The sequence below is a fragment of the Streptomyces sp. NBC_01446 genome, from assembly GCF_026340095.1.
Classification (GTDB): Bacteria; Actinomycetota; Actinomycetes; order Streptomycetales; family Streptomycetaceae; genus Streptomyces; species Streptomyces aureus.
In genome coordinates this window covers 4,539,846-4,562,377 of record NZ_JAPEPO010000001.1, presented here as the reverse complement: position 1 = coordinate 4,562,377, position 22,532 = coordinate 4,539,846, and the positions used below count along the sequence as shown (strand labels likewise).

Below are 22,532 nucleotides of genomic sequence, written 5' to 3'. Positions count from 1 at the left end.
CGTCCATGAGAAACCAGAAATCGGCACAACAAATTTGCAATTTCAATAAACCGACCCCACTCATGTGCCGCGTCATAAACAACCCGGAACCTGTTATTTCGGATGCGCAGTTTCCGTAGGGCATGAACCTGAGTAGGGTGCTCCCCGTCGTCCGTACGGAAAAGCAGAACAGTGGCAGGGGAGCATGACCGCCGGCTCGTTCGAAGGACATTACGTCTGGCATCCCGCCGCCGACGACCGAGAGCTGGCCAGGGCCTGCACGGATTTACGGGCGGGCCGCTACTTCGGCGCACACTCGGTCCTCAAGGAGACGCACGGCGACTTCGGACTGCGCGCCCACCGCTCCCTCGTCCTGGCCTCCGTCGCCGCCGACTCCGACCTCGCGGAACGCTGGCTCGAGGAGGAGCCCGGCCCCGACGCCGCCCTGCTGTGGGCGCGTGTCGCCGTGTTCCGGACCCTGCGCGCCGCCCAGTCGCACGACCGGCGCATCGGGGCGCTGGGCCGGATAGCGCTCGCCGCCTGCGACCGGGCCGCGGACCTCGCGCCCAAGGACCCCACCCCGTGGGCCGCCCGGCTCTCCCTGGCCCGCCTCCAGCGGCCCCGTGACCGCGCGCCGCAGGGCCTGCTCACCGAACCCCGCGGCCCCTGGGCCCAGTTCGAACACGTCACGCGCCTCGATCCCTGGCACCGCGAGGCCCACCACCAGTTCCTGGCGTTCTTCTTCACCCGGCACGGCGGCAGCCCGAACGCGGCCTGGGACGTGGCCGCGTATCTGAGCCAGCGCGCCCCGGCCTCGTCCCCGCTGCGCCTGCTGCCCCTGGTCACCCTCGTCGAGGGCCACAACCCGGCGCACCTCCTCGCCGAGCACACCTGGGACCAGCCGCAGTGGAAGGCGACGGCGCTCGGCGCGTACCGGAACTGGCTGCCGCAGGTGGCCGGTTACCGCTTCACGCCGGTCCTCGACCTGGCGTATCTGGCGCACGCGCTGCACATGGCGCAGTGCGCCTTCGAGGCGCGGGCGGTGTTCACGGCCATGGGCCCGTACGCGTCCCGGATGCCGTGGAGCGTCTTCGGCGACCCCGAGGAACAGCTCAGCAGGGCGCGGCGCGCGTGCGGCCTGCCGGTCCCCCACAGCACCTGACCCCCGCCCGCCCCACAGATTTCGGAAATTCCCCCACACCGGAAGGCCGAGATGGTGTCCGACCCCCTGACCAGCTCACCCACTCCCCCCACGTCCCCCACCAGATCCGGGAGGCCCGCCGCCGCGCTCGACGACGACGCGACGCTGCACGCGATGGGCTACCCGCGGAAGCTGACCCGGCGCTTCAAGGCGTTCGACAATTTCGCGATTTCCTTCACGATCATCAACATCATCTCCGGCATCTTCTCCTCCTTCGGGTTCGGAATGAACGCCGGCGGGCCGCGCATTCTCGTGTTCGGCTGGATAGCCGTCGCAGCCATGGTGCTTTTCGTCGGAGCGTCGATGGCCGAAATCGCATCGGCGTATCCGACGAGCGGGGCGCTCTATTTCTCGGCGGGAAAGCTGGCGAAACGGCACAAGGGCGCCTGGTCCTGGTACACGGGCTGGCTGAATTTCGTGGGGCAGGTCGGCGGCACCGCGGCGACGGGCTACGCGGCGGCGACGTTCATCCAGGCGTTCCTCGTCATGCAGTGGCCGTCGTACCACGCGACGGCGCAGCAGACGGTCCTCATCACGGCGGTGATCCTGCTGCTCCAGGCGCTCGCCAACACGTACACAGTGCAGCTGGTGGCGCTGGTCAACCGGATCTCCGTGTGGTGGCTCCTCGTCGGCATGGTGGTCATCGTGGTCGCGCTGATCGCCGTACCGGACCACCACCAGTCGGCGTCGGTCGTCACGCAGTTCACCAACAACACCGGCTTCTCCAACGGGATTTACGCGGCTCTGCTCGGCCTCCTCGTGACCAGCTGGACGTTCACCGGATTCGACGGCAGTTTCCACATGTCGGAGGAGACGGTCCAGGCGACGGTCAACGCGCCGAAGGGCATCATGCGGTCGATCGGCTACTCCGCCGTCACCGGCCTGATCCTGATGCTGGCCCTCGTCTTCGCGATCGGCGACTACGCGGCGGTGGCGAGCGCGTCGGCGCCGCCCGTGCAGATCCTCATCGACGCGCTCGGCATGACGACCGCGAAGCTCCTGCTGCTGATCGTGATCGGCTCGATGCTGTTCTGCGGCCTGGCCAACATGACGAGCAACACCCGCCAGATCTTCGCCTTCTCGCGTGACGGCGCCATGCCGGGTTCGCGCTGGTGGCACTCGGTCTCCTCGCGTACGCGCACGCCCGTGAAGGCCGTGTGGCTCGCGGCGGCCTGCTCGCTGGTCCTCGTGGTGCCGGGCTGGTGGTCGCACACGGCGTTCACCGCGATCGTGAGCGTCAACGTCGTGGGTCTCTACCTCGCGTACGCCGTTCCGATCTATCTGCGCCTGCGCCACGACGACTTCCAGCAGGGGCCGTGGAACCTGGGCCGCTGGGGCAAGCCGGTGGCCGCGGTCGCGGTGGTCTGGATCGTGGCGAGCAGCGTCCTGTTCATGCTGCCGCAGGCGTCCCCGATCAACGCGACATCGTTCAACTACGCGCCGATCGCGCTGGTCGCCGTCCTCGTGATCGCGACGGTGTGGTGGTTCGCGACGGCCCGCCGCCGCTTCCAGGGACCGGTCAGTTACGGCAGCCCGGACGAGGTCGCGGCGATGGACCTGATCTGACGGGCCTCGCCTGAAGGGCTTCACCCATCTGGCGTACGGGTCGCCCCGCCTTCCGGACGTACCGGTCGGCGGGGCGATCGCGGTCACCGCCAGAATCGGTGCATGCCGGAACTGCGAGAGATCCTGAAGTCCCTGCGCGTCTGGGACACCGAACTGCCCGGGTTCGACCCGTCCACGGCCCCGTCCACCCCGCTGCCGCTCTTCGTCGAGTGGTTCGCCGAGGCCGTCGCCGCGGGCCAGACCGAGCCGCACACCCCGTCCCTCGCCACCGTGGACGGCGACGGACTGCCCGACATCCGTACGGTGATGCTGCACGGCGCCGACGAGGACGGCTTCCACTTCGCCTCCCACGCGGGCAGCGCCAAGGGCCGCCAGCTCGCGGCGCACCCGCAGGCCGCGCTCGGCTTCTACTGGCCGGCCCGGGGCCGCCAGATCCGCGTACGCGGTGATGTCACCACCCGGTCGCCCGAGGTGAGCCAGGCCGACCTCCACGTCCGCTCGACGGGAGCACTGGCGGCGGCCCTGGTCGGCCACCAGAGTGAGGTCCTCGGCTCGCAGGAGGAATTGGAGTCGGCCTCGGTCGCCGCCTGGGAGCACGCGCAGGCGGACCCGAAGGCCCCCGCCCCGACCTGGACGGCCTACGCGCTGGCGCCGCGCGAGGTGGAGTTCTTCCAGGGCGACGCCCGCCGCCGGCACATCCGCCTCAGGTACCGCGCCACGGAGGCGGGCTGGGTACGGGAGCTGCTCTGGCCGTGACGCCGGCGGCTCACGCCGGCCGGGGCGCGGGGTCCGAGGCGAGGCGGGCGTGCAGGTGCGCGTCACGGAAGGCGTCCAGCCGCCCCGCCTCGAACATCGCGCCCCGCAGCGTGCCCTCGTACCGGTATCCACCGCGCTCGGCGACCCGGCAGGACACCTCGTGCCCGACGGCGTGCCCCAGTTCGAGGCGGTGGAGGCCGAGTTCGCCGAACGCCAGCCGCGAGGCGAGCCTCAGCGCACGCGTCGCGACCCCGCGCCCGCGGGCCTCGGGCAGCACCCAGTAGCCGACGTGTGCGGTGCCGAACTCGGGCACGATCATGTTGACGCCGACGTGCCCGAGCACCTCCCCCGTGCTCTCGTCGGTGACGCAGCAGGACACGGATTCGCCGCTCGCCAGCGCCTCCTGGCGTGAGCGCAGGTACGCATGGGCGCCGGCGAGGTCCTCGACCGGGGTGAGCGGGGTGTTCCAGCGCCGGAACTCGGGGTCGCCGAGCCCGCGCAGCACGGCGGCGGCGTCCCCTTCGTCCCCGGCCCGCCAGCCCCGCAGAAGGAGTCCGTGGCCACGTATCTCAGGGGTGTCGGTCATGAGCGTCAGCCGTTCTCGGGTGCGGTGAAGGTGTGGACGGCGAAGTCCCGCACGGGGCGGTAGCCGATGCGCTGGTAGAGGCCGTTGCTGGTCGTGTTGGCGAGGTCGGTGAAGAGGAGCACCTCGCTCGCGCCCCCGGCCCGCGCGGCGCGGCTGACCTCGGCGGTGACCGCTCCCGCGTAGCCGCGGCCGCGCAGCTCCTTCGGGGTGTACACGGGCGCGACCCGGACCGCTCCGGCGGCCTCACGGGTCACTCCGGCCATGGAGACGGGCACACCGTCCGCGGTCTCCCAGAGGGTGACGCCGCCGTACGAGATCCGCTCGTCGGCCCATTCCTCCGAGCCCGAGGCGCCGCCCGGAGTGCCGGCGTCCGCGGCGAACTCGTTGCGCCACCGGACCAGCAGCTCCCGGTCCGCCCCGGTGGCGACGCGGGGCCGCCCGGCGGGCGCGGGCAGCGGCGGGGTGAGGTCCCCGAGCCGGTACAGGCGCTGCTCGACGGCGCGGTGGGCCCGCGCTCCCGTGCGGGACTGCCAGGCGTCGGCGAAGGCGGCAGAGGCCGAGTCGACCCCGAACACGCCCGTCACCGCCCGCCCTTGGAGCGCGACGGCGAGCGCGTCCGCCTGCTCCCTGTCCAGGGGGCTGATGCTGAGCCGGAAGGGCTTCGTCCACAGGAACGTCCCGCTCACGCCGCCGTCCGGCCCGTACAGCACCCCGAAGAGCTGCCCCCGTGCCCCGTACACCGCCGGCCCCCGTTCCCGCAGGCTCGCGGTGACGCCGAGGGCGACCGTGTGCAGGGCGGGCTCGGCGCGCAGGTACCCGCCCGCGCGGGCGAGGAAGTCGTCGACGTCAGCGGTGAGGTGCCAGCCGGGCACGGGAGCGGGGCTCTCTGTCATGACCGCATGGTGCCGCCCGTCCCCTCACGTCCGCGAGCGAAATACGGGGACGGAGAAGCCCTCGACCTGACGGAAGGTGACCTCCAGGGGCATTCCCACGCGCAGATCGTCACCGTCGGCGTCCACGATCTCCGTCATCATCCGCGGGCCCTCCGCGAGATCGACGACGGCCGCGATGTACGGGGTGCGGGCACCGAAGGGTGGCAGGTCGTTCCGGTGGACGACGGACCAGGTGTAGAGGACGGCCGTCCCGGACGCCCGCTCCCACGCCACGTCCTCGCTCCAGCAGTGCGGGCAGAACTCGCGCGGATAGTGATGCGCCCGCTCGCACGCGCGGCAGCGGCGGAGCAGCAGCGTCCCGTCGGCGGCCGCGTCCCAGTAGGGGCGGGTGAAGGCGTCGGGCTCGGGGAGGTCGAACCGTACGGTCGCGGGAAGAGTCACAGGAACAGTCCGATCGCCGCGTCGAGGGACCAGGCCTGCCAGGACATGGCGAAGAGCGCCACGAGCGAGATGAGGGCCATCATCGCGTTCTGTCCCTGCTCGGCCCAGTCGTGGATCATCAGGACCAGGTACAGGAGGTTCAGGAGCAGTCCGCCGATGAGGGCCACGGGTGTCAGCAGGCCCACCACGAGCCCGAGGCCCAGGGCCAGTTCGGCGTAGACGACGATGTACGCCATCACTTTCGGCCGAGGGGTGACGACCGCGCCGAAGCCGCTGCGTACGGCGTTCCACCGGTGCTTCGCGGCGACGTCGGCGGCCCAGGCGATGCCGGTGCCCCGCTCGAACCAGCCCTTCTTGTCCTTGTGCCGCCAGCTCTCCAGCCACCACAGTCCGAGGCCTATGCGCAGCACGGCCAGCCATTCGACGCCGTCGAGCCAGATCGAGTCCACGACCGGGGCCCTCCTCTCCGTTTCTGACGGAACGTCAGTTCAGCGCACGCGGGGGCGCTGACGCAAGGGGCGTACGCCGTGATGAATTCGCAACCGATTCCGGTCTTGACCGAGACCCATCAAATCGAACCGTGATTACGCTCGCACTCATGGTCACCGAGCCCGCGCCCGCCGCACGCACCCAGGACCGCCCCGTGTACGTCATCGGGGGCGGCCCGGGCGGCCTCGCCGCGGCCGCGGCGCTGCGCGAGCGGGGCGTACGGGCCGTGATCCTGGAGAAGTCGGAGCACGTCGGGGCGTCCTGGCGCCGCCACTACGACCGCCTCCATCTGCACACCACCCGCAGGCTCTCCGGGCTCCCCGGCCTCGCGATCCCGCGCCGCTTCGGCCGCTGGGTGTCCCGCGACGACGTCGTGCGCTACCTGGAGAAGTACGCCGAGTTCCACCAGCTGGAGATCGTCACCGGCGTGGCGGTCTCATGCGTGGAGCGCACGGAGGACGGCTGGCTCGTACACGCCTCGGGCGGTCGCGAACTGGCCGCGAGCGCCGTCGTGGTCGCCACGGGCTACAACCACACCCCACGCCTTCCCGACTGGCCGGTACGCCCCTCGTACACGGGCGAACTCCTCCACGCGGGCGACTACCGCAACGCCAAGCCGTACGCGGGCCGCGACGTGCTCGTCGTCGGCGTCGGCAACACGGGCGCCGAGATCGCCGTGGACCTGGCCGAGGGCGGCGCGTCCCGCGTCAGGCTCGCGGTCCGTACGGCGCCCCACATCGTGCGCCGGTCCACCGCGGGCTGGCCCGCGCAGCGGACCGGCATCCTGTGCCGCAGGCTGCCCGTGGCGATCGTGGACCGCCTCGCCCGCCCCATGGCGAAGCTCAGCGTGCCCGACCTGACGGAACAGGGCCTGCCCAGACCCACGACCGGCCTCTACTCGCGGGTGCGCGAAGGCGCGATCCCCGTGCAGGACGTCGGCCTGATCGACGCCGTCCGCACGGGCAAGGTCGAACCGGTCGCGGCCGTCGAGTCGTTCGAGGACGGCAAGGTGGTCCTCGCGGACGGCACGCGCATCGCCCCCGACGCGGTGATCGCGGCGACGGGTTACCGCCGCGCGCTGGAGGACCTGGTGGGCCACCTCGGCGTCCTGGACGCCCGGGGCCGCCCGACCACGCACGGCCGGCGGACGGACCCCGCCGCGCCCGGCCTCCACTTCACCGGGTACACGAACCCGATCAGCGGCATGTTCCGCGAACTGGCCCTGGACGCACGGAAGATCGCGAAGGCGATCGCGGGCTGACCCCGGCCACCGCCGTCCCGCTCCCCCCTCACGCACGCACGCAGGGCGTCATTCGCCCGCGTCCCGTCCATCACATCCGCCCACAGTGGCCACATCCCGCCGTTCCAACCTGCCCGCCCGCGGGAACACCCGTAACAGCCTTTGCGTGCAGCCCTGTTCCTGACACAGCGTCAGTTCAGTAATCTGACACTACGTCAGTTAGTGAGCACCAGTCGAGGAGCGGGCGGACCCGATGCTTGGATCGACATACGGCACCCTGACCACCGACCCCCGCCGGGCCCGCACGATCGCCTGCGGAGAGCAGCCGGCACCTGCCGTGCACGGCAGGACGGACGACCTGGACGTGAGCGGCAGGCCACTGCACCGCGAGGTGCCCGACCTGGACCGTTTCTTCCGGCCCGAATCGATAGCGGTCATCGGCGCGTCCGACGCCGAAGGCCGCCCGAACACGGGCATCACGCGCCAGCTGATCGCGTGGGCGGAGCGCGTGGGCGCCCGCCTCCACCCCGTGCACCCCACCCGCGAGAGCGTCTTCGGCATCCCGTGCTCGCCGGGTGTCTCCGCACTGCCCGAACCCGTCGACCTCGCCGTACTCCTCATCTCGGACCCGCTGCCGGTCATCGAGGAACTGGCCCAGGCCAAGGTGAAGTTCGCGGTGGCGTTCGCGTCGGGCTTCGCGGAGACCGGCGAGGAAGGAGCGGCCGCGCAGTCGTCCCTGTCCGCGGCGGTCAGCCGCTCGGGCATGCGACTGCTGGGCCCGAACACCAACCTGAACGCGTTCTCCGAGTTCCGCGACGACCTCGAAGGACCGGCGATCGCCCTGATCACGCAGTCGGGCCACCAGGGCCGCCCCCTCTACACGATGCAGGAGCTGGGCGTACGGCTCTCGCACTGGGCGCCCACGGGCAACGAGGCGGACCTGGAGACGGCGGACTTCATCTCGTACTTCGCCGAGCAGCCCGAGGTCGGGGCGATCGCGTGTTACGTGGAAGGCCTGAAAGACGGCCGCGGGTTCCTCCTCGCGGCGGACCGCGCGGCCCGCAACGGCGTACCCGTCGTGGCCGTCAAGGTCGGCCGGACCGAGACGGGCGCCCGCATGGCCGCCTCGCACACGGGCAAGCTGACCGGCGCGGACACGGTGGTGGACGCGGCGATGCGGCAGTTCGGCGTGATCAGGGTCGACGGACTCGACGAGCTCCAGGACACCTCAGCCCTGTTGGCGCGGGCCAGGCCCCCGCGGGCGGACGGCGTGGCGGTCTACTCGATATCGGGCGGCACAGGCGCCCACTTCGCCGACCTGGCCACCCGCGCGGGCCTGACCCTGCCCTCGCTGTCCGAGGCGAAGCAGCAGGAGCTGCACCAGTGGATCCCGGGGTACCTCAACGTCGCGAACCCGATCGACAACGGCGGCCACCCGGTGGGTGACTGGCGTGGCCCCAAGATCATCGAGTCGATCCTCCAGGACCCGTCCATAGGCGTCCTGATCTGCCCGATCACCGGCCCGTTCCCGCCGATGAGCGACAAACTGGCCCGGGACCTGGCGGAGGCGGCGGAGCGCACGGACAAGCTGATCTGTGTCGTCTGGGGCTCGCCGCTGGGCACCGAGGACGCCTACCGCGAGACGCTCCTCGGCTCCTCGCGCCTCGCGACGTTCCGCACGTTCGGGAACTGCATCACGGCCGTCCGCGCCTACCTGGACCACCACCGGTTCACCGCCGCGTACCGCTCCCCGTTCACCGATGCGCCCCGCACGCCCTCCCCCTCCTTCCGCAAGGCGCAGGCCCTGATGCGTCCGGGCCGCCAGCTCAGCGAGCACGCCGCAAAGCAGCTCCTGCGCGCATACGGCATCCGCGTACCCCGCGAGCAGCTCGTGACCAGCGCCGCGGCGGCGGTACGGGCGGCCGGGCAGGTCGGCTACCCCGTCGTCATGAAGGCGTCCGGCGCGCGGCTGGCCCACAAGTCGGACCTGGGCCTGGTCAAGGTCGGCCTGACTTCGGCAAGTCAGGTCAGGGACGCCTACCGGGAACTCACCGACATCGCCCGCTACGAGGGCCTCGACCTGGACGGCGTCCTGGTCTGCCAGATGGTCGAGCGGGGCGTCGAGATGGTCGTCGGGGTCACCCAGGACGACCTGTTCGGCCCGACGGTGACGGTGGGCCTGGGCGGCGTACTCGTGGAGGTGCTGCGGGACACGGCGGTGAGGGTGCCGCCGTTCGCGGAGGACCAGGCGCGGGCGATGCTCGACGAACTACGAGGCAGGCCCCTCCTGGACGGGATGCGGGGGGCGCCGCCCGTGGACCTGGACGCGCTGGTGGAGGTCGTCCTGCGGGTCCAGCGCATGGCCCTCGAACTGGGCGACGAACTCGCCGAGTTGGACATCAACCCGCTCATGGTGCTCCCGCGGGGCCAGGGCGCCGTGGCGCTCGACGCGCTCGCCGTCTGCCACTGAGATCCGCCGGTACCGCCCACCGCCCGTGCCCACGCCCGCCTGCGAACAGGGAAGAAGAGGCCATGTCCGCCACCATCGAGTGCACGACCGCCGACGCCGTCACCTGGATCACGCTCAATCGCCCCGAGGCCATGAACGCGCTGACCTGGGACCAGCGCGAGGAGATCATCGGCATTCTGAACGGCGCCTCCGCGGATCCGGACGTGCGTGCCGTCGTCATCACGGCGACCGGCAGGGGCTTCTGCGCCGGCGCGGACCTGCGGGGCGCTCCGGCCACCGGGCCCCGCGTGCCCGGCGACGTCGCCCGCACGATCCGGCTCGGCGCGCAGCGTCTGATCGCGGCGGTCATGGACTGCGAGAAGCCGGTCGTCGCGGCGGTCAACGGGACCGCGGCCGGCATCGGCGCGCATCTGGCGTTCGCCTGCGATCTGGTGCTCGCCGCGGAGTCGGCCCGGTTCATCGAGGTCTTCGCGCGCCGCGGCCTGGTCCCGGACGGGGGCGGCGCCTATCTGCTGCCGCGCCTGATCGGGCCGCAGCGGGCCAAGGAGCTGATGTTCTTCGGCGACGCGCTCTCCTCGGCCGACGCGGAACGCCTGGGCCTGGTCAACCGCACGGTCCCGGACGGGGAGCTGCGCAAGACGGCCCAGGAGTGGGCGACGCGCCTGGCGAACGGTCCGACCCGGGCCATCGCCATGACCAAGCAGCTGGTCAACGTCTCCCTGGAGTCGGACCGCGCGACGGCGTTCGCGGCGGAGGCGACGGCACAGGAGATCAACATGACGACGGCGGACGCGCAGGAGGGCGTCACCTCGTTCAAGGAGCGGCGCGACCCGACGTACCGGGGCCGGTAGCTTTCCCGCAACTGGCCGCCGTCATCGAATTCGGGCCCACCACTTCCTATCTGACGCATCGTCAGCTTCAATCGTAGGTGTGATGGGACACGCAGGAATGGCAGCGACCGTGGTCAGGTACCTCCGGTCGGTCGGTGCGCCCACGTCGGCCGAGCCGGTGGACGCACTGCCGCGTCCGGAGCTGCGGGCCGTGGGCGAGGACGAGCGGGCGCCACTGGACCCCGGCGAGTTCCGCCGCGTCCTCGGGCACTTCGCCACCGGCGTCACCGTCGTCACGGCGCCGCCCCCGCACCCCGGCGCTCCCCCCGCGGGCTTCGCCTGCCAGTCCTTCTCCTCGCTCTCCCTGGACCCGCCGCTGGTGGCGTTCATGGTGGCCCGTACGTCCACGACCTGGCCGCGCATCGCGAGCGCCGGCGTCTTCTGCGTGAACGTACTGGGCGCGAACCAGGGCACGTTGTGCCGGTCCTTCGCGGTGAGCGGCGCGGACAAGTTCGCGGGCGTCGAGCACGACGCGGCGCCCGTGACGGGCTCGCCGCGGATCGCGGGCGCGCCCGCGTGGGTCGACTGCACGATCCACGCCGTCCACACGGGCGGGGACCACCTCATCGTGGTGGGCCGGGTGGAGGCGCTCGGGACGGGGGACGGCGAGGCGCCCCCGCTGCTGTTCCACAAGGGCGCGTTCGGCCGCTTCGAGCACTGATCAGGCCAGTCCGGCCACCAGGCCCGCGCCGGCATCGGCGTGACGGCGCCGGATGACCAGCGCCATCAGGGCCGCCGCGGCGCACAGCGCGCCGGACGCGTACCAGACGACGTCGTACGAGCCGAACGTGTCCCGGGCGACGCCGCCGAGGAAGGCGACGAGCGCGGCACCCACCTGGTGCGAGGCGAGCACCCAGCCGAACACGATCGCGCTGTCCTCGCCGTAGTGCTCACGGCACAGGGCCAGGGTGGGCGGCACGGTGGCGACCCAGTCGAGCCCGTAGAAGACGATGAAGAAGATCATCGGCGGGTGGACGGACGGCGCGAGGAGCATGGGCAGGAACAGCAGGGAGATCCCGCGCAGCGCGTAGTACACCGCGAGCAGCCGCCGCGTGTCGAAGCGGTCGGTGAACCAGCCCGACGCCACGGTTCCGACGACGTCGAAGACCCCCACCACGGCCAGCAGCGAGGCCGCCGCGGTGATCGGCATCCCGTGGTCGTGCGCGGCCGGCACGAAGTGCGTCTGGACGAGCCCGTTCGTGGAGGCGCCGCAGATCGCGAAGGTCCCGGCGAGCAGCCAGAAGGGCCCTGTACGGGCGGCCTTGAAGAGCACGCCCACGGTGCGGCGGGCGGCCCCGGTGACGGGCGGCGGCTTCTCGACGAACTCCTCGGAGCCGTACGGGGTGGTGCCCACGTCGGCCGGGTGGTCGCGCAGCAGCAGCCACACGAACGGCACGACGGCGAGCGCCGCGAGCGCCACCGTCACGGCCGCCGGCCGCCACTTGTGCGCCTCGACGATCCACGAGAGCAAGGGCAGGAAGATGAGCTGCCCCGAAGCGGACGCGGCCGTGAGGATGCCGGTCACGAGCCCGCGCCGGGCGGTGAACCAGCGGTTGGTGACGGTCGCGGCGAACGCGAGGGCCATCGAGCCGGAGCCGAGCCCGACGAGCAGGCCCCAGCACAGCAGGAGCTGCCACGCCGAGTCCATCCACACGGTCAGGCCGGAGCCGGCCGCGATGACGACCAGGGCGACGGCGACCACGCGCCGGATGCCGAACCGGTCCATGAGGGCGGCGGCGAAGGGCGCGGTCAGCCCGTACAGCGCGAGGTTGATGGAGACGGCGAGCCCGATGGTGCCGCGGGACCAGCCGAACTCCTCGTTCAGCGGGTCGATCAGCAGCCCCGGCAGGGACCGGAAGGCGGCGGCACCGATGATCGTCACGAAGGTGACGGCGGCCACGAACCAGGCGCGGTGGATACGGGGACGGGAGCGCGGCGGCCGGGAGGCGCCCGCGCCGGGCGAGCCCTCGGCCGCGGTGGTCGGTGTCATGTCCGATGTGTGCGTCACAGCAGACAGCATCGGATCACCGGCCCGCCCTGGACGAGTGGCCGGAAAGACAGCCTTCGCTAGGATCGGGCCATACACTCGGTGCCATGTCCGAGACTTCCGCGCCCCGCACCCGGCGCCCCCACCGCGTGGTCGTCCTGGCCCTCGACGGCGTGCTTCCCTTCGAACTCGGCATCACCCAGCGCATCTTCACCCGCGCCAAGGACCCCGAGGGCCGGTCGCTGTACGAGGTCGTGACGTGCTCGGTCAGGGAACCCGGCCCGGTGGAGACGGACGCCGACTTCGCCGTCCTGATCAGGAACGGCCCGGAGGCGCTCGCGACCGCGGACACGGTGGTCGTGCCCGCGTCGTACGAGCACGGCCCCGTCCTCGACGAGGGCGTACTCACCGACGAGCTGGCGGCGGCCTTCGCACAGGTCAGGCCCGGTACGCGGATGGTGTCGATCTGCACCGGCAGCTACGTTCTCGCCGCGGCGGGCTATCTGGACGGGCGCCCGGCGACCACGCACTGGGCGTCGGCGGAGCACTTCCAGCGGCTCTTCCCCAAGATCAAGGTCGACGCCGACGTCCTCTACATCGACGACGGCGACGTCCTCACGTCCGCCGGGGTCGCCGCGGGCATCGACCTCTGTCTGCACCTGGTCCGCCGCGACCACGGCGCGGCGGTGGCCAACGAGGTGGCCCGCCACACCGTCGTCCCGCCCCACCGCGACGGCGGGCAGGCCCAGTACATCCACCGCCCCGTCCCCGAACCCCAGCTCGCGACCACGACCAAGGCCCGCGCCTGGGCCCTGGCCCGCCTCCACGAACCGCTCCAGCTGCGGGACCTGGCCGCCCAGGAGGCGATGTCGGTCCGCACCTTCACGCGCCGTTTCCGCGAGGAGGCCGGCGTCAGCCCGGGCCAGTGGCTCACCCGGCAGCGGGTGGAGCGGGCCAGGCACCTGCTGGAGTCGAGCGAACTGTCGATGGACCAGGTGGCGCGCGAGTCGGGCTTCGGCACGGCGCAGTCGATGAGGCAGCACCTCCAGACGGCGCTGGGCGTGACCCCGACGGCCTACCGCCGCACGTTCCACGCGACGAACACGCACGGCGGCGGCGCGTAAGCATCCCCCGGGTCAGAACACCAGCACCCCCCGCGCCACCCTCCCCTGCTGGGCGTCCTCCGCCGCCTTCGCGAAGTCCTCGACCGGGTACGTCTCCGTGACCAGCTCGTCGAGCAGCAGCCGGCCCTGGCGGTACAGGTCGGCGTAGAGCCTGATGTCGCGCTGGGGCCGCGAGGAGCCGTAGCGGCAGCCCAGGATGGACTTGTCGAGGAAGAGCGAGGCGACGACGAAGGACGCCTCCGCGTCGGCGCCCGGCATACCGAGGAGTACGGCCTGGCCGTGCCGGTCGAGGAGGTCGACGGCCTGCCGGACCAGCTCGACACGGCCGACGCACTCGAAGACGTGGTCGGCGCCGTGCGGCAGGACCTCCCTGACCCCGTCGGCCGAGGTCAGGAAGTCGGTCGCGCCGAACTGCCGGGCCACCGCCTCCTTGTCGGGGTTCGCGTCGACGGCGACGATCCGCGAAGCGCCCGCGATCCGGGCCCCCTGGAGCACGTTGAGGCCGATGCCGCCGGTCCCGATGACGACGACGGTGTCGCCCTGGCCGACGCGCGCCCGGTTGAGGACGGCCCCGACACCGGTCAGCACCCCGCACCCCATGAGCGCGGCCGACGTCAGCGGGATCTCCGCGGGGATCAGCACGGCCTGCACGGCCTTCACGACGGTCCGTTCGGCGAACGAGGAGTTCGCGGCGAACTGGTAGAGCGGCGTGCCGCCCCGCGAGAACGGCTGCGTGGGCCTCCCGATCGCCTTGCGGCACATGGTCGGCCGCCCCCGGTCGCAGTCCGCGCAGGCGCCGCAGTTGGCGAGCGTGGACAGCGCCACATGGTCCCCGGGCGACACATGTGTGACGCCCGAGCCGACGGCCTCCACGACCCCCGCCCCCTCGTGCCCGAGCACGACCGGCGCCGGGAACGGGATGGTTCCGTCGATCACCGACAGATCGCTGTGGCACAGCCCCGCGGCCGCGACGTCGACGAGCACCTCCCCCGGCCCCGGATCGCGTATCTCGAGATCGTCGACCACGTCGGCCCGGACCCCGTCGAACACGACACCCCTCATGACGACTCCCTCGTCTCCCTGGGCAGCCCGAGCACGCGCTCGGCGATGATGTTGCGCTGGATCTCGTCCGAGCCGCCGTAGATCGTGTCGGCCCGGCTGAAGAGGAACAGCCGCTGTGCGGCGTCGAGTTCGTACGTACGGTCAGGCGTCCAGTCCCCGGGCCCGGCGGCGGCGAGCGCGCCCCGCGCCTGGAGGGCGAGTTCGCCGAGGCGCTGGTGCCAGCGGCCCCACAGGAGCTTGGCGACGCTCGGGGCGCCCGGGTCCTGCGCGCCGCCGAGCGTGCGCAGCGCGTTGAACCGCATGACGCGCAGCTCGGCCCACTGCCGTACGAGGCGGTCCCTGAACAGCGGGTCCTCGGCCGCGCCCGTACGCACCGCGGTCCGTACGACCTCGGCGAGTTCGGCGGCGAAGCCGATCTGCTGGGCGAGCGTCGAGACGCCGCGCTCCAGGGCGAGCAGCCCCATGGCGACCCGCCAGCCGTTCCCCTCGCCGCCGACGACGTGCTCCACGCGCGCGTGCGCCCCGTCGAAGAACACCTCGTTGAACTCGCTCGTGCCGGTCAGCTGCCGGATGGGCCGCACCTCGATCCGGCCCGGCTGGTCCATCGGCATGAGGAGGAACGACAGGCCGTGATGGCGCCGCGAGCCCGCCTCGGTGCGCGCGAGCACGAAGCACCAGTCGGCCTCGTGCGCGAGCGACGTCCACACCTTCTGCCCGGTCACGCGGTACGTGTCACCGTCGCGCACGGCGGTCGTGCGCAGGTTCGCGAGGTCGGAACCGGCGCCGGGCTCGCTGTACCCCTGGCACCACAGCTCCTCGCCGGAGGCGACGGGCGGCAGGAAGCGCTGTTGCTGCGCCTCGTCGCCGTAGGCGATCAGGGTCGGGGCGAGCAGGTTCTCGCCGATGTGCCCGTGGCGTGCGGGCGCCCGGGCCCGCGCGTACTCCTCGGCCCAGACGACCTGCTGCGTCAGCGAGGCGGCCCGGTTGCCGTACCCGTCGCGCTGCCAGCCGAGCCCGATCCACCCGGACGCGCCCAGCTCCCGTTCCCAGGACCGCCGTACGCCGGCGTCCTCGTGCTCGCTCCCGGGCCCGCCGCGCCCCCGGGCGACGGCGTACTCGCCGGTGAGGTGCTCCGCGAGCCACGCGCGGGCCTCCCGCCGGAACGCCTCGTCCTCATCCCCGAACCCGAACTCCACAACGCGCCTCCGCCCCCGGCCTCGACCTCGACGTCACTGATTGGGCCGCGCTTTCGCCGCGGCCGCCTCGGCCATCGCCTCCAGCTGCGCCAGCATCGGCATCGGATCGACGCCCACGGTGCCCGGCAGGAAATCCGCGATCTTGTCCGGGGTCCAGCCGCCCTCCGCGTAACCCGAGCGCAGCTCCCTCGGCTGGGCCCACACCGCGATCTTCGGGCCGGCGATCGTGTACACCTGCCCGGTGATCTTCTCGGCGCGGGCGCGCTCGCTGAGCAGATAGACGACGAGCGCGGCGACGTCCTCCGGCTCCCCGATCTCCTTGAGCTCCATGGGCACGTTCGCCGACATACGGGTACGGGCGACGGGCGCGACCGCGTTCGCCGTCACACCGTACTTGTGCAGTCCGAGCGCGGCGCTGCGCACGAGCGAGATGATCCCGCCCTTGGCGGCGCTGTAGTTGGCCTGCGCCACGGAACCCTGGTGGTTGCCGCTGGTGAAGCCGATGAGCGTGCCCGACCCCTGCTTGCGCATGACGGCGGACGCAGCCCGGAACACGGTGAACGTGCCCTTCAGGTGCGTGGCGACCACCGGGTCCCACTCCTGCTCGGACATGTTGAACAGCATCCGCTCGCGCAGGATCCCGGCGACGCAGACGACGCCGTCGATCCGTCCGTACCGAGCGAGCGCCACGTCGACGATCCGCTGTCCGCCCGCCATGGTCGAGATGTCGTCGGCGACGGCGACGGCCTCGCCACCGGCCGCCTCGATCTCCTTGACGACGGACTCGGCGATCTCGCTCGCCGGCTCGCCGCCCTCGATGGACACCCCGTAGTCGTTGACCACGACCCGTGCGCCCTCGGCGGCGCAGGCGAGCGCGACGGCCCTGCCGATGCCGCGCCCGGCCCCGGTGACGGCCACCACCTTGCCTGCCAAGAAGTTCCCCACGTCCGGCCCCTTCCCGCGGTTTCTGACGGACCGTTAGATTCTATGACTCGTCAGATACCCGAAGACAAGCCCCCGGGGAGCACTCATGTCGTTGCCTGCCGAGTTCCACGAGATGGCCAAGCGCGTCAACAACTGGGGCCGTTGGGGCGCCGACGACGAGATCGGCACGCTCAACCTGGTCACCGACGAGGTCGTGCGCGAGGCCGCGGCGACCGTCCGCACCGGCCGCCGGACAGCGCTCGCGCTGCCCCTCAAGGAGGACGGGGTGCAGACCGGGATGATCCCCGGCCGGGTCAACCCGCTCCACACCATGGTCCAGATCAACCACGAACTGTTCGGCCCCGGCACCGTCGCCACCAGCGACGACGCGGTGACCATGGGGCTCCAGACGGCCACCCACTGGGACGCCCTCACCCACGTCTCGCACTCGGGCCGGATCTACAACGGCCGCCCCGCCGACACGATCACGGCGCACGGCGGCGCGCGGTTCAGCGGCATCGACAAGGCCCCGCACGTCGTCTCGCGCGGCGTCCTGCTCGACGTCGCAGCGGCGAAGGGCGTGGACCGGCTGCCCGGCGACCACGCCGTGACACCTGAAGACCTGGACGAGGCCGCGGAGTTCGGCCATGTCTCGGTCCGCCCCGGCGACATCGCCCTCGTCCGCACCGGCCAGATCCAGATGTATCTGGCGGGCGACAAGCACGCGTACGGCTATCCGTCGCCCGGCCTGTCCGTGCGCACGCCCGAGTGGTTCCACGCGCGCGACGTGGCCGCGGTCGCGAACGACACCCTCACCTTCGAGATCTTCCCGCCGGAGATCGAGAACCTCTGGCTGCCGGTGCACGCCCTCGACCTGGTCGAAATGGGCATGCTCCAGGGACAGAACTGGAATCTGGAGAACTTGTCCACAGCCTGTGCACAAGAATCGCGCTACGCGTTCCTGCTGTCGGCGATGCCCGAGCCCTTCGTCGGCGGCACCGGCACACCCGTGGCCCCGGTCGCGATCCTGTAGAGCTCAAGAGGCTTGTTGCGTAAGGGAGTTCAGAACCGGACGGCGATGCGACCTGCACCGCCGTCCGGCCCCCGGCGCCCGGGCCCTGCTCCCCCGGCCCCTGGGGGAGCCGGCCGCCGCGGCACGACCCGTACTCGCCGAGGGCCCCCGTCACCGGGACCCTTGACGTCCCCTCGCCACGAATCGCTGACCACAAGCGTGATCAAACGGACACCCGGCGTCAACACCCGTAAGGAGATTTGCCAGTTATGTGACATTTATGACGGCGCACGCCCGGCTCGAACCGACACACTCAGGCGCACTCAGACGCACGGGGACCGCCCACTGCCACCCCGAGAGGCACCGGGAGCCGGAACTACACCGCCTCGTAGGCCATCCCCTGATACGTCCCCGCCCCCGCGCCCTGAGCGCCGCAGCGGTCGATCTCGCACCAGATGGCCTTGCCCGTCCCCTCGGGCCGCCAGCCCCAGCGGTCCGCCAGGCCGTCGACGAGTTCCAGGCCGCGGCCGTTGGTCTCTTCCCCGCCGGCGTGCCGCGGCGCGGGGGGCCGGTCGCTGGCGTCGGCCACCTCCACGCGGACCGTGCCGACGCTGGCCTCCGCCGGGACACCCGGCAGCAGCATGCGCAGAACGGCCGGACAGCCGGTGTGCACCACGGCGTTGGTGACGAGCTCGGAGACGATCAGGATGAGCGTCTCCGCCAGTGGCTCATCGGCCTCCATCCCGGACCCTGCGAGGCGCGAGCGCGCCCACCTGCGGGCTCGCCCCACCTCCGCGGGATCCGCCCCGACCTCCAGCTGAACTTGAAGCACCTGCACCGCTCACACCATCCGAACCGGCGGACACATCGCCTCGGGACTGTGACAAGTCAAGGAGCTCACGGACCGTGATCCCCTTGGAAGACAGCATGGTTGACGTACAGTCACCCCAACAAGCGCTTCGGGCATATTCCAGCGCGAAGGAGTACGCGTGCGCCATACTGTGCGACGCGTCCTGCGGGGAGTCGAACGGGCGGGCGCGAGGCCCTCCCGTGCGCTGCGAACGGCGCGCATCGCCGGATCCGGAGCCGCCTCAGGGGCAACACCGGGATGGCTCGGACTCGGAACCACTCGCATCCCACACAAGGTACCCGAGCGGGACGCCGACTCCGTGCCGTGACGAGTCCCGCGCAGGACACAACCCGATATCGACGTTCCGTGACCGTCCGTACACGGGTTCGCCCCGCGCCGCACAGATCCCCGGACCTCACAGCGCCGCCGCCAGCGCCTCCTCCGTCTCGCGCGTCGTACGGCCCGTTCCGGCGCGCACCCAGGCCCGCTTGAGATGCAGATGCACGTCCGCCTCCCAGGTGAAGCCCATGCCGCCGTGAACCTGGACGCAGTCGCGCGCGTTGCGCACGGCCGCCTCGTCGGCGAGCAGCTCGGCGGCGGCGATCTCGACCGGGTCGGCCGTGACAGCCGCCGCGTACACGGCCGCACGGGCCAGCTCGGCCCGTACGAGCATCTGGGCGCACAGGTGCTTCACGGCCTGGAACGCGCCGATGGGCTGCCCGAACTGCTCGCGTTCCCCCGCGTATCGGACCGCCAGCTCGCAGGTGCGTGTGGCGGAGCCGAGCTGTTCGGCGGCGGTGAGGAGCACGGCCTCGGGGCTGCGGGGCGCGTGCGGGCCCGGCAGCCTGTGCAGGGGCGTGAGCGGGTCGACGGAGGCCAGGGGTACGGCGCCGGTCGCGTCGCCCTGGACGACGTCCGACGCGTCGCGCCACGGCAGGAGTTCCCCGGCGGGCGCCGTCACGACTCTCTCGCCGGTCGCGGCGCCCGGCACGGTACCCGCGGCGAGGTGCGTGGCGACGAGCGGGCCCGGCAGCAGGACCCGGCCCGCCTCCTCGAAGACGAGGACGGCCTCGGGCAGCCCCAGGCCGACACCGCCGTCCGCCTCCGGCAGGCACAGGGCGAAGAACCCCGCGTCACCCAGAGCCCGCCACAGCGCCCGGTCCAGGTGCCCGGGCGTGTCCACGGCGGTGCGCAGGGCGTCGCGGTCGAAGCGGCCTGCGAGCAGGTCGCGTACGCCGTCGCGCAGGGCGCGCTGGTCGTCGGTGAGCTGGAAGCGCATGCTCACCGCCCTCCCTTCTGAAAATCCCTCTGAAGCTCCCTGCGAAGGTCCTTCGGCCGGTCCTTCGGCAGGCCGAGGATGCGTTCGGCGACGATGTTGTGCTGGATCTGGGAGGTGCCGGCGGCGATCGTGTACGAGAGGGACGACAGGCGGTCGAGCGTCCATTCGTGGTCCGTGTCGAGGGCGCCCGCGACGCCGAGCACGTCGGCGGCGGCGTCGAACAGTTCCTGACGGGCGTGCGAGTACCGCAGCTTGAAGACCGAGCCGCCGGCGCCTGGGACGCCGCCCGCCCTCCCCCCAGTTCTCGGCTCCGCTCGAACAGGGGGGACCCCCATCGCCTCGCTGACGTTCCACTGGGTGAGCCGCCACAGGGCGCGGAACTCGGCGTTGAGGCGGCCGAGCCTGCGGCGCAGTACGGCGTCGTCCCAGCGGCCGTTCTTGCGGGCCTGCGCGGCCAGTTCGCCGAGGACGCGGCGGCAGGCGACGACCTCGCCCACGAACGCGGTGCCCCGTTCGAAGGACAGCGTCACCATCGTCACGCGCCAGCCGTCGTTCTCCTCGCCGACCCGGTTGGCGACCGGGACGCGTACGTCGTCGAGGAACATCTCGGCGAACTCGGCGGACCCGGCGAGCGTGCGCAGTGGCCGTACGGTGATCCCGGGCGCGTCCATCGGCATGGCGAGCCAGGAGATGCCCCGGTGTTTCGGAGCGGACGGGTCGGTGCGCACGAGGAGTTCGCACCAGTCGGCGACCTCCGCGTGCGAGGTCCATATCTTGGACCCGCTCACCACATAGTGGTCGCCGTCCCGTGTCGCGCGCGTGCGCAGCGCCGCGAGATCGGAACCGGCGTCGGGCTCGCTGAACCCCTGGCACCACACCTCGTCGCCGCGCAGGACGGGCGGCAGCCAGCGCGCCCGCTGCTCCGGCGTCCCCTCGACCGCGATCGTCGGCCCCGCGTGCAGCAGCCCGACGAAGTTGGCGCCCACGTAGGGCGCGCCCGCTTTCTCGGTCTCCTCCAGGAATATGAGGTGCTGCGTGGGCGTGGCACCGCGGCCGCCCGCGTCGGCGGGCCAGTGCAGGCCCGCGTACCCGGCGTCGTACAGCCTGCGCTGCCAGCCGAGGTCGTAGGCCCGCCTGCCCGGCCAGTCGTTGGGGGACGGCTTCGGGGGGAGCCCCGGAAGCACGGACGCGAGCCACTCCCGCAGCCGCGCCCGGAACTCCTCTTCCTCGTCCGTGTACGTGAGATCCACGGCGCGGCCCGCTACCTGTCGAGGTCCAGGTCGAGCATGCGGATCGCGTTGCCCCGCATGAGCTTGTAGACCGTCTCGGAGTCGAGGCCCTTCACATGGTCGAGGGCGACCTCCTTGGTGTGCGGGAAGGTCGAGTCGACGTGCGGGTAGTCCGTCTCGAAGGTCGCGTTGTCCCGGCCGACGACGTCGAGGGACGCCACCCCGTGCTTGTCGCGGAAGAAGCAGCAGAACATCTGGCGGTAGTAGTACGTCGACGGCGGCTCGGGGATGAGGTCGCGCACCCCGCCCCAGGCCCGGTGCTCCTCCCAGACGTCGTCCGCGCGTTCCAGGGCGTACGGGATCCAGCCCATCTGGCCCTCGGAGTAGGCGAGTTTGAGCGTCGGGAACTTCACCAGGACCCCCGAGAAGAGGAAGTCCATCATCGACGCCATCGCGTTGTTGAAGCTGAGCGAGGCCTGCACGGCGGGCGGGGCGTCGGGGGACGCGGCGGGCATCTGCGAGCTGGAGCCGATGTGCATGTTCACGACCGTCCCGGTCTCCTGGCACACGGCGAAGAACGGGTCCCAGTAGCCGGAGTGGATCGACGGGAGCCCCAGGTAGGTGGGGATCTCGGAGAACGTCACGGCCTTGACACCGCGCGCGGCGTTGCGCCGGATCTCGGCGACGGCGAGGTCGATGTCCCACAGGGGGATGATGCAGAGCGGGATGAGGCGGCCCCCGCTGTCGCCGCACCACTCCTCGACCATCCAGTCGTTGTAGGCCCGCACGCAGGCGAGCGCCACCTCCTTGTCCTTGGCCTCGGCGAACGTCTGGCCGCAGAAGCGCGGGAAGGTGGGGAAGCAGAGGCTGGCCTCGACATGGTTGAGGTCCATGTCCTCCAGGCGGGCCTTCGGGTCCCAGCAGCCGCGCCGCATCTCCGCGCGCGTGATGCCTTCGAGGGTCATGTCGTCGCGGTCGAAGCCGACGGCGGCGATGTTGCGCTTGTACGGGAACTTCAGGTCCTCGTAGATCCACCAGTCCGTCGGGGGCCCGTCCGGGTCCATGGTGATCTGGTACTTGCCCGCCACGTAGGCGAGCTCGCCGATCCCGGCGGTGAGCGGCTGCGGCCCCCGGTCCCGGTACTTCGCCGGAAGCCAGGTCGAGAAGAGGTGCGCGGGCTCGATCACATGGTCGTCGACGCTGATGATCCGGGGCAGTTCCATCGGGTCCATCGTGTCCCCTCACCTGACAGTTTCTGATGGCGTTGCTGACGCGGCTTCCACTGCTGTTTCTGATGGGTCGTCAGATAGCAGGCTAGCCCCGCACCCCTGGACCGACAAGGCGCAGCGCTCTACGCT

The 22,532-nt window shown here is 71.7% G+C and carries 21 protein-coding genes; 9 read left to right on the top strand and 12 right to left on the bottom strand.

Features of this window, described 5'->3' with window-relative positions; translation table 11 throughout:
• Positions 1-184: 184 nt before the first annotated feature.
• The 3 genes from OG456_RS20570 (at position 185) to OG456_RS20560 (ending at position 3,502) form a co-directional block, all read left to right on the top strand.
• A complete protein-coding gene (locus tag OG456_RS20570; protein WP_266563074.1) occupies positions 185-1,141 on the top strand; it encodes a hypothetical protein in 957 nt (318 codons plus the stop codon).
• A gap of 153 nt (positions 1,142-1,294) precedes the next feature.
• Positions 1,295-2,746 (top strand): amino acid permease, encoded by a 1,452-nt coding sequence (locus OG456_RS20565; protein WP_266569355.1) that lies wholly within the window; start codon positions 1,295-1,297, stop codon positions 2,744-2,746.
• 102 nt (positions 2,747-2,848) lie between these two features.
• Positions 2,849-3,502 carry a pyridoxal 5'-phosphate synthase gene (locus OG456_RS20560; protein WP_266563072.1) on the top strand — a complete coding sequence of 218 codons (654 nt, stop codon included), beginning with the start codon at positions 2,849-2,851 and terminating at the stop codon, positions 3,500-3,502.
• A gap of 10 nt (positions 3,503-3,512) precedes the next feature.
• Here the strand turns inward: OG456_RS20560 and OG456_RS20555 are convergent, their stop codons facing one another.
• The 4 genes from OG456_RS20555 to OG456_RS20540 are packed head-to-tail and all read right to left on the bottom strand — an operon-like array spanning position 3,513 to position 5,871.
• Positions 3,513-4,088 (bottom strand): GNAT family N-acetyltransferase, encoded by a 576-nt coding sequence (locus OG456_RS20555; protein WP_266563070.1) that lies wholly within the window; start codon positions 4,086-4,088, stop codon positions 3,513-3,515.
• A 5-nt stretch (positions 4,089-4,093) separates the two neighbouring features.
• On the bottom strand, positions 4,094-4,981 hold the full coding sequence (locus tag OG456_RS20550; protein WP_266563068.1) for a GNAT family N-acetyltransferase: 888 nt from the start codon (positions 4,979-4,981) through the stop codon (positions 4,094-4,096).
• A 24-nt stretch (positions 4,982-5,005) separates the two neighbouring features.
• Positions 5,006-5,422 (bottom strand): Zn-ribbon domain-containing OB-fold protein, encoded by a 417-nt coding sequence (locus tag OG456_RS20545; protein WP_266563066.1) that lies wholly within the window; start codon positions 5,420-5,422, stop codon positions 5,006-5,008.
• Positions 5,419-5,871, bottom strand: a complete 453-nt coding sequence (locus tag OG456_RS20540; RefSeq protein ID WP_116512441.1) for a DoxX family protein — start codon at positions 5,869-5,871, stop codon at positions 5,419-5,421. Before OG456_RS20540 ends, OG456_RS20545 begins: the two co-directional genes overlap by 4 nt.
• A gap of 149 nt (positions 5,872-6,020) precedes the next feature.
• Between OG456_RS20540 and OG456_RS20535 the strand changes: the two genes are divergently transcribed.
• From OG456_RS20535 to OG456_RS20520, 4 genes are all read left to right on the top strand, one after another.
• Positions 6,021-7,172 (top strand): NAD(P)/FAD-dependent oxidoreductase, encoded by a 1,152-nt coding sequence (locus OG456_RS20535; protein ID WP_266569354.1) that lies wholly within the window; start codon positions 6,021-6,023, stop codon positions 7,170-7,172.
• Positions 7,173-7,404: 232 nt separating this feature from the next.
• Positions 7,405-9,621, top strand: a complete 2,217-nt coding sequence (locus OG456_RS20530) for an acetate--CoA ligase family protein (RefSeq protein WP_266563063.1) — start codon at positions 7,405-7,407, stop codon at positions 9,619-9,621.
• A 62-nt stretch (positions 9,622-9,683) separates the two neighbouring features.
• Positions 9,684-10,472 carry an enoyl-CoA hydratase/isomerase family protein gene (locus OG456_RS20525; RefSeq protein WP_266563061.1) on the top strand — a complete coding sequence of 263 codons (789 nt, stop codon included), beginning with the start codon at positions 9,684-9,686 and terminating at the stop codon, positions 10,470-10,472.
• 82 nt (positions 10,473-10,554) lie between these two features.
• Positions 10,555-11,172 (top strand): flavin reductase family protein, encoded by a 618-nt coding sequence (locus OG456_RS20520; protein ID WP_266563059.1) that lies wholly within the window; start codon positions 10,555-10,557, stop codon positions 11,170-11,172.
• On the opposite strand, the gene OG456_RS20515 is transcribed toward OG456_RS20520, so the two are convergent.
• Positions 11,173-12,501 (bottom strand): MFS transporter, encoded by a 1,329-nt coding sequence (locus OG456_RS20515; protein WP_266563057.1) that lies wholly within the window; start codon positions 12,499-12,501, stop codon positions 11,173-11,175.
• 104 nt (positions 12,502-12,605) lie between these two features.
• Here OG456_RS20515 and OG456_RS20510 point away from each other — a divergent pair, with 104 nt between their 5' ends.
• Positions 12,606-13,622 carry a GlxA family transcriptional regulator gene (locus tag OG456_RS20510; RefSeq protein ID WP_266563055.1) on the top strand — a complete coding sequence of 339 codons (1,017 nt, stop codon included), beginning with the start codon at positions 12,606-12,608 and terminating at the stop codon, positions 13,620-13,622.
• Positions 13,623-13,634: 12 nt separating this feature from the next.
• Here OG456_RS20510 and OG456_RS20505 read toward each other — a convergent pair whose 3' ends face one another.
• The 3 genes from OG456_RS20505 to OG456_RS20495 are packed head-to-tail and all read right to left on the bottom strand — an operon-like array spanning position 13,635 to position 16,825.
• Positions 13,635-14,684, bottom strand: coding sequence for a Zn-dependent alcohol dehydrogenase (locus OG456_RS20505; RefSeq protein WP_266563053.1), 1,050 nt, complete (start codon positions 14,682-14,684; stop codon positions 13,635-13,637).
• Positions 14,681-15,880 carry an acyl-CoA dehydrogenase family protein gene (locus OG456_RS20500; protein ID WP_266563051.1) on the bottom strand — a complete coding sequence of 400 codons (1,200 nt, stop codon included), beginning with the start codon at positions 15,878-15,880 and terminating at the stop codon, positions 14,681-14,683. The genes OG456_RS20505 and OG456_RS20500 overlap by 4 nt, the downstream gene beginning before the upstream one ends.
• Positions 15,881-15,913: 33 nt before the next feature.
• Positions 15,914-16,825: an SDR family NAD(P)-dependent oxidoreductase gene (locus tag OG456_RS20495; RefSeq protein WP_100596028.1), complete on the bottom strand. Its 912-nt coding sequence runs from the start codon at positions 16,823-16,825 to the stop codon at positions 15,914-15,916.
• An 85-nt stretch (positions 16,826-16,910) separates the two neighbouring features.
• Here OG456_RS20495 and OG456_RS20490 point away from each other — a divergent pair, with 85 nt between their 5' ends.
• Positions 16,911-17,837: a cyclase family protein gene (locus OG456_RS20490; protein WP_266563047.1), complete on the top strand. Its 927-nt coding sequence runs from the start codon at positions 16,911-16,913 to the stop codon at positions 17,835-17,837.
• A 355-nt stretch (positions 17,838-18,192) separates the two neighbouring features.
• On the opposite strand, the gene OG456_RS20485 is transcribed toward OG456_RS20490, so the two are convergent.
• From OG456_RS20485 to OG456_RS20470, 4 genes are all read right to left on the bottom strand, one after another.
• Positions 18,193-18,654: an ATP-binding protein gene (locus tag OG456_RS20485; RefSeq protein WP_266563045.1), complete on the bottom strand. Its 462-nt coding sequence runs from the start codon at positions 18,652-18,654 to the stop codon at positions 18,193-18,195.
• A gap of 427 nt (positions 18,655-19,081) precedes the next feature.
• Positions 19,082-19,945, bottom strand: a complete 864-nt coding sequence (locus OG456_RS20480; protein ID WP_266569353.1) for an acyl-CoA dehydrogenase family protein — start codon at positions 19,943-19,945, stop codon at positions 19,082-19,084.
• Between the two features lie 2 nt (positions 19,946-19,947).
• Positions 19,948-21,195, bottom strand: coding sequence for an acyl-CoA dehydrogenase (locus OG456_RS20475; RefSeq protein ID WP_266563043.1), 1,248 nt, complete (start codon positions 21,193-21,195; stop codon positions 19,948-19,950).
• 11 nt (positions 21,196-21,206) lie between these two features.
• Complete coding sequence (locus OG456_RS20470; protein ID WP_100596022.1) at positions 21,207-22,406, bottom strand: amidohydrolase family protein; 1,200 nt, start codon at positions 22,404-22,406, stop codon at positions 21,207-21,209.
• Positions 22,407-22,532 lie beyond the last annotated feature (126 nt).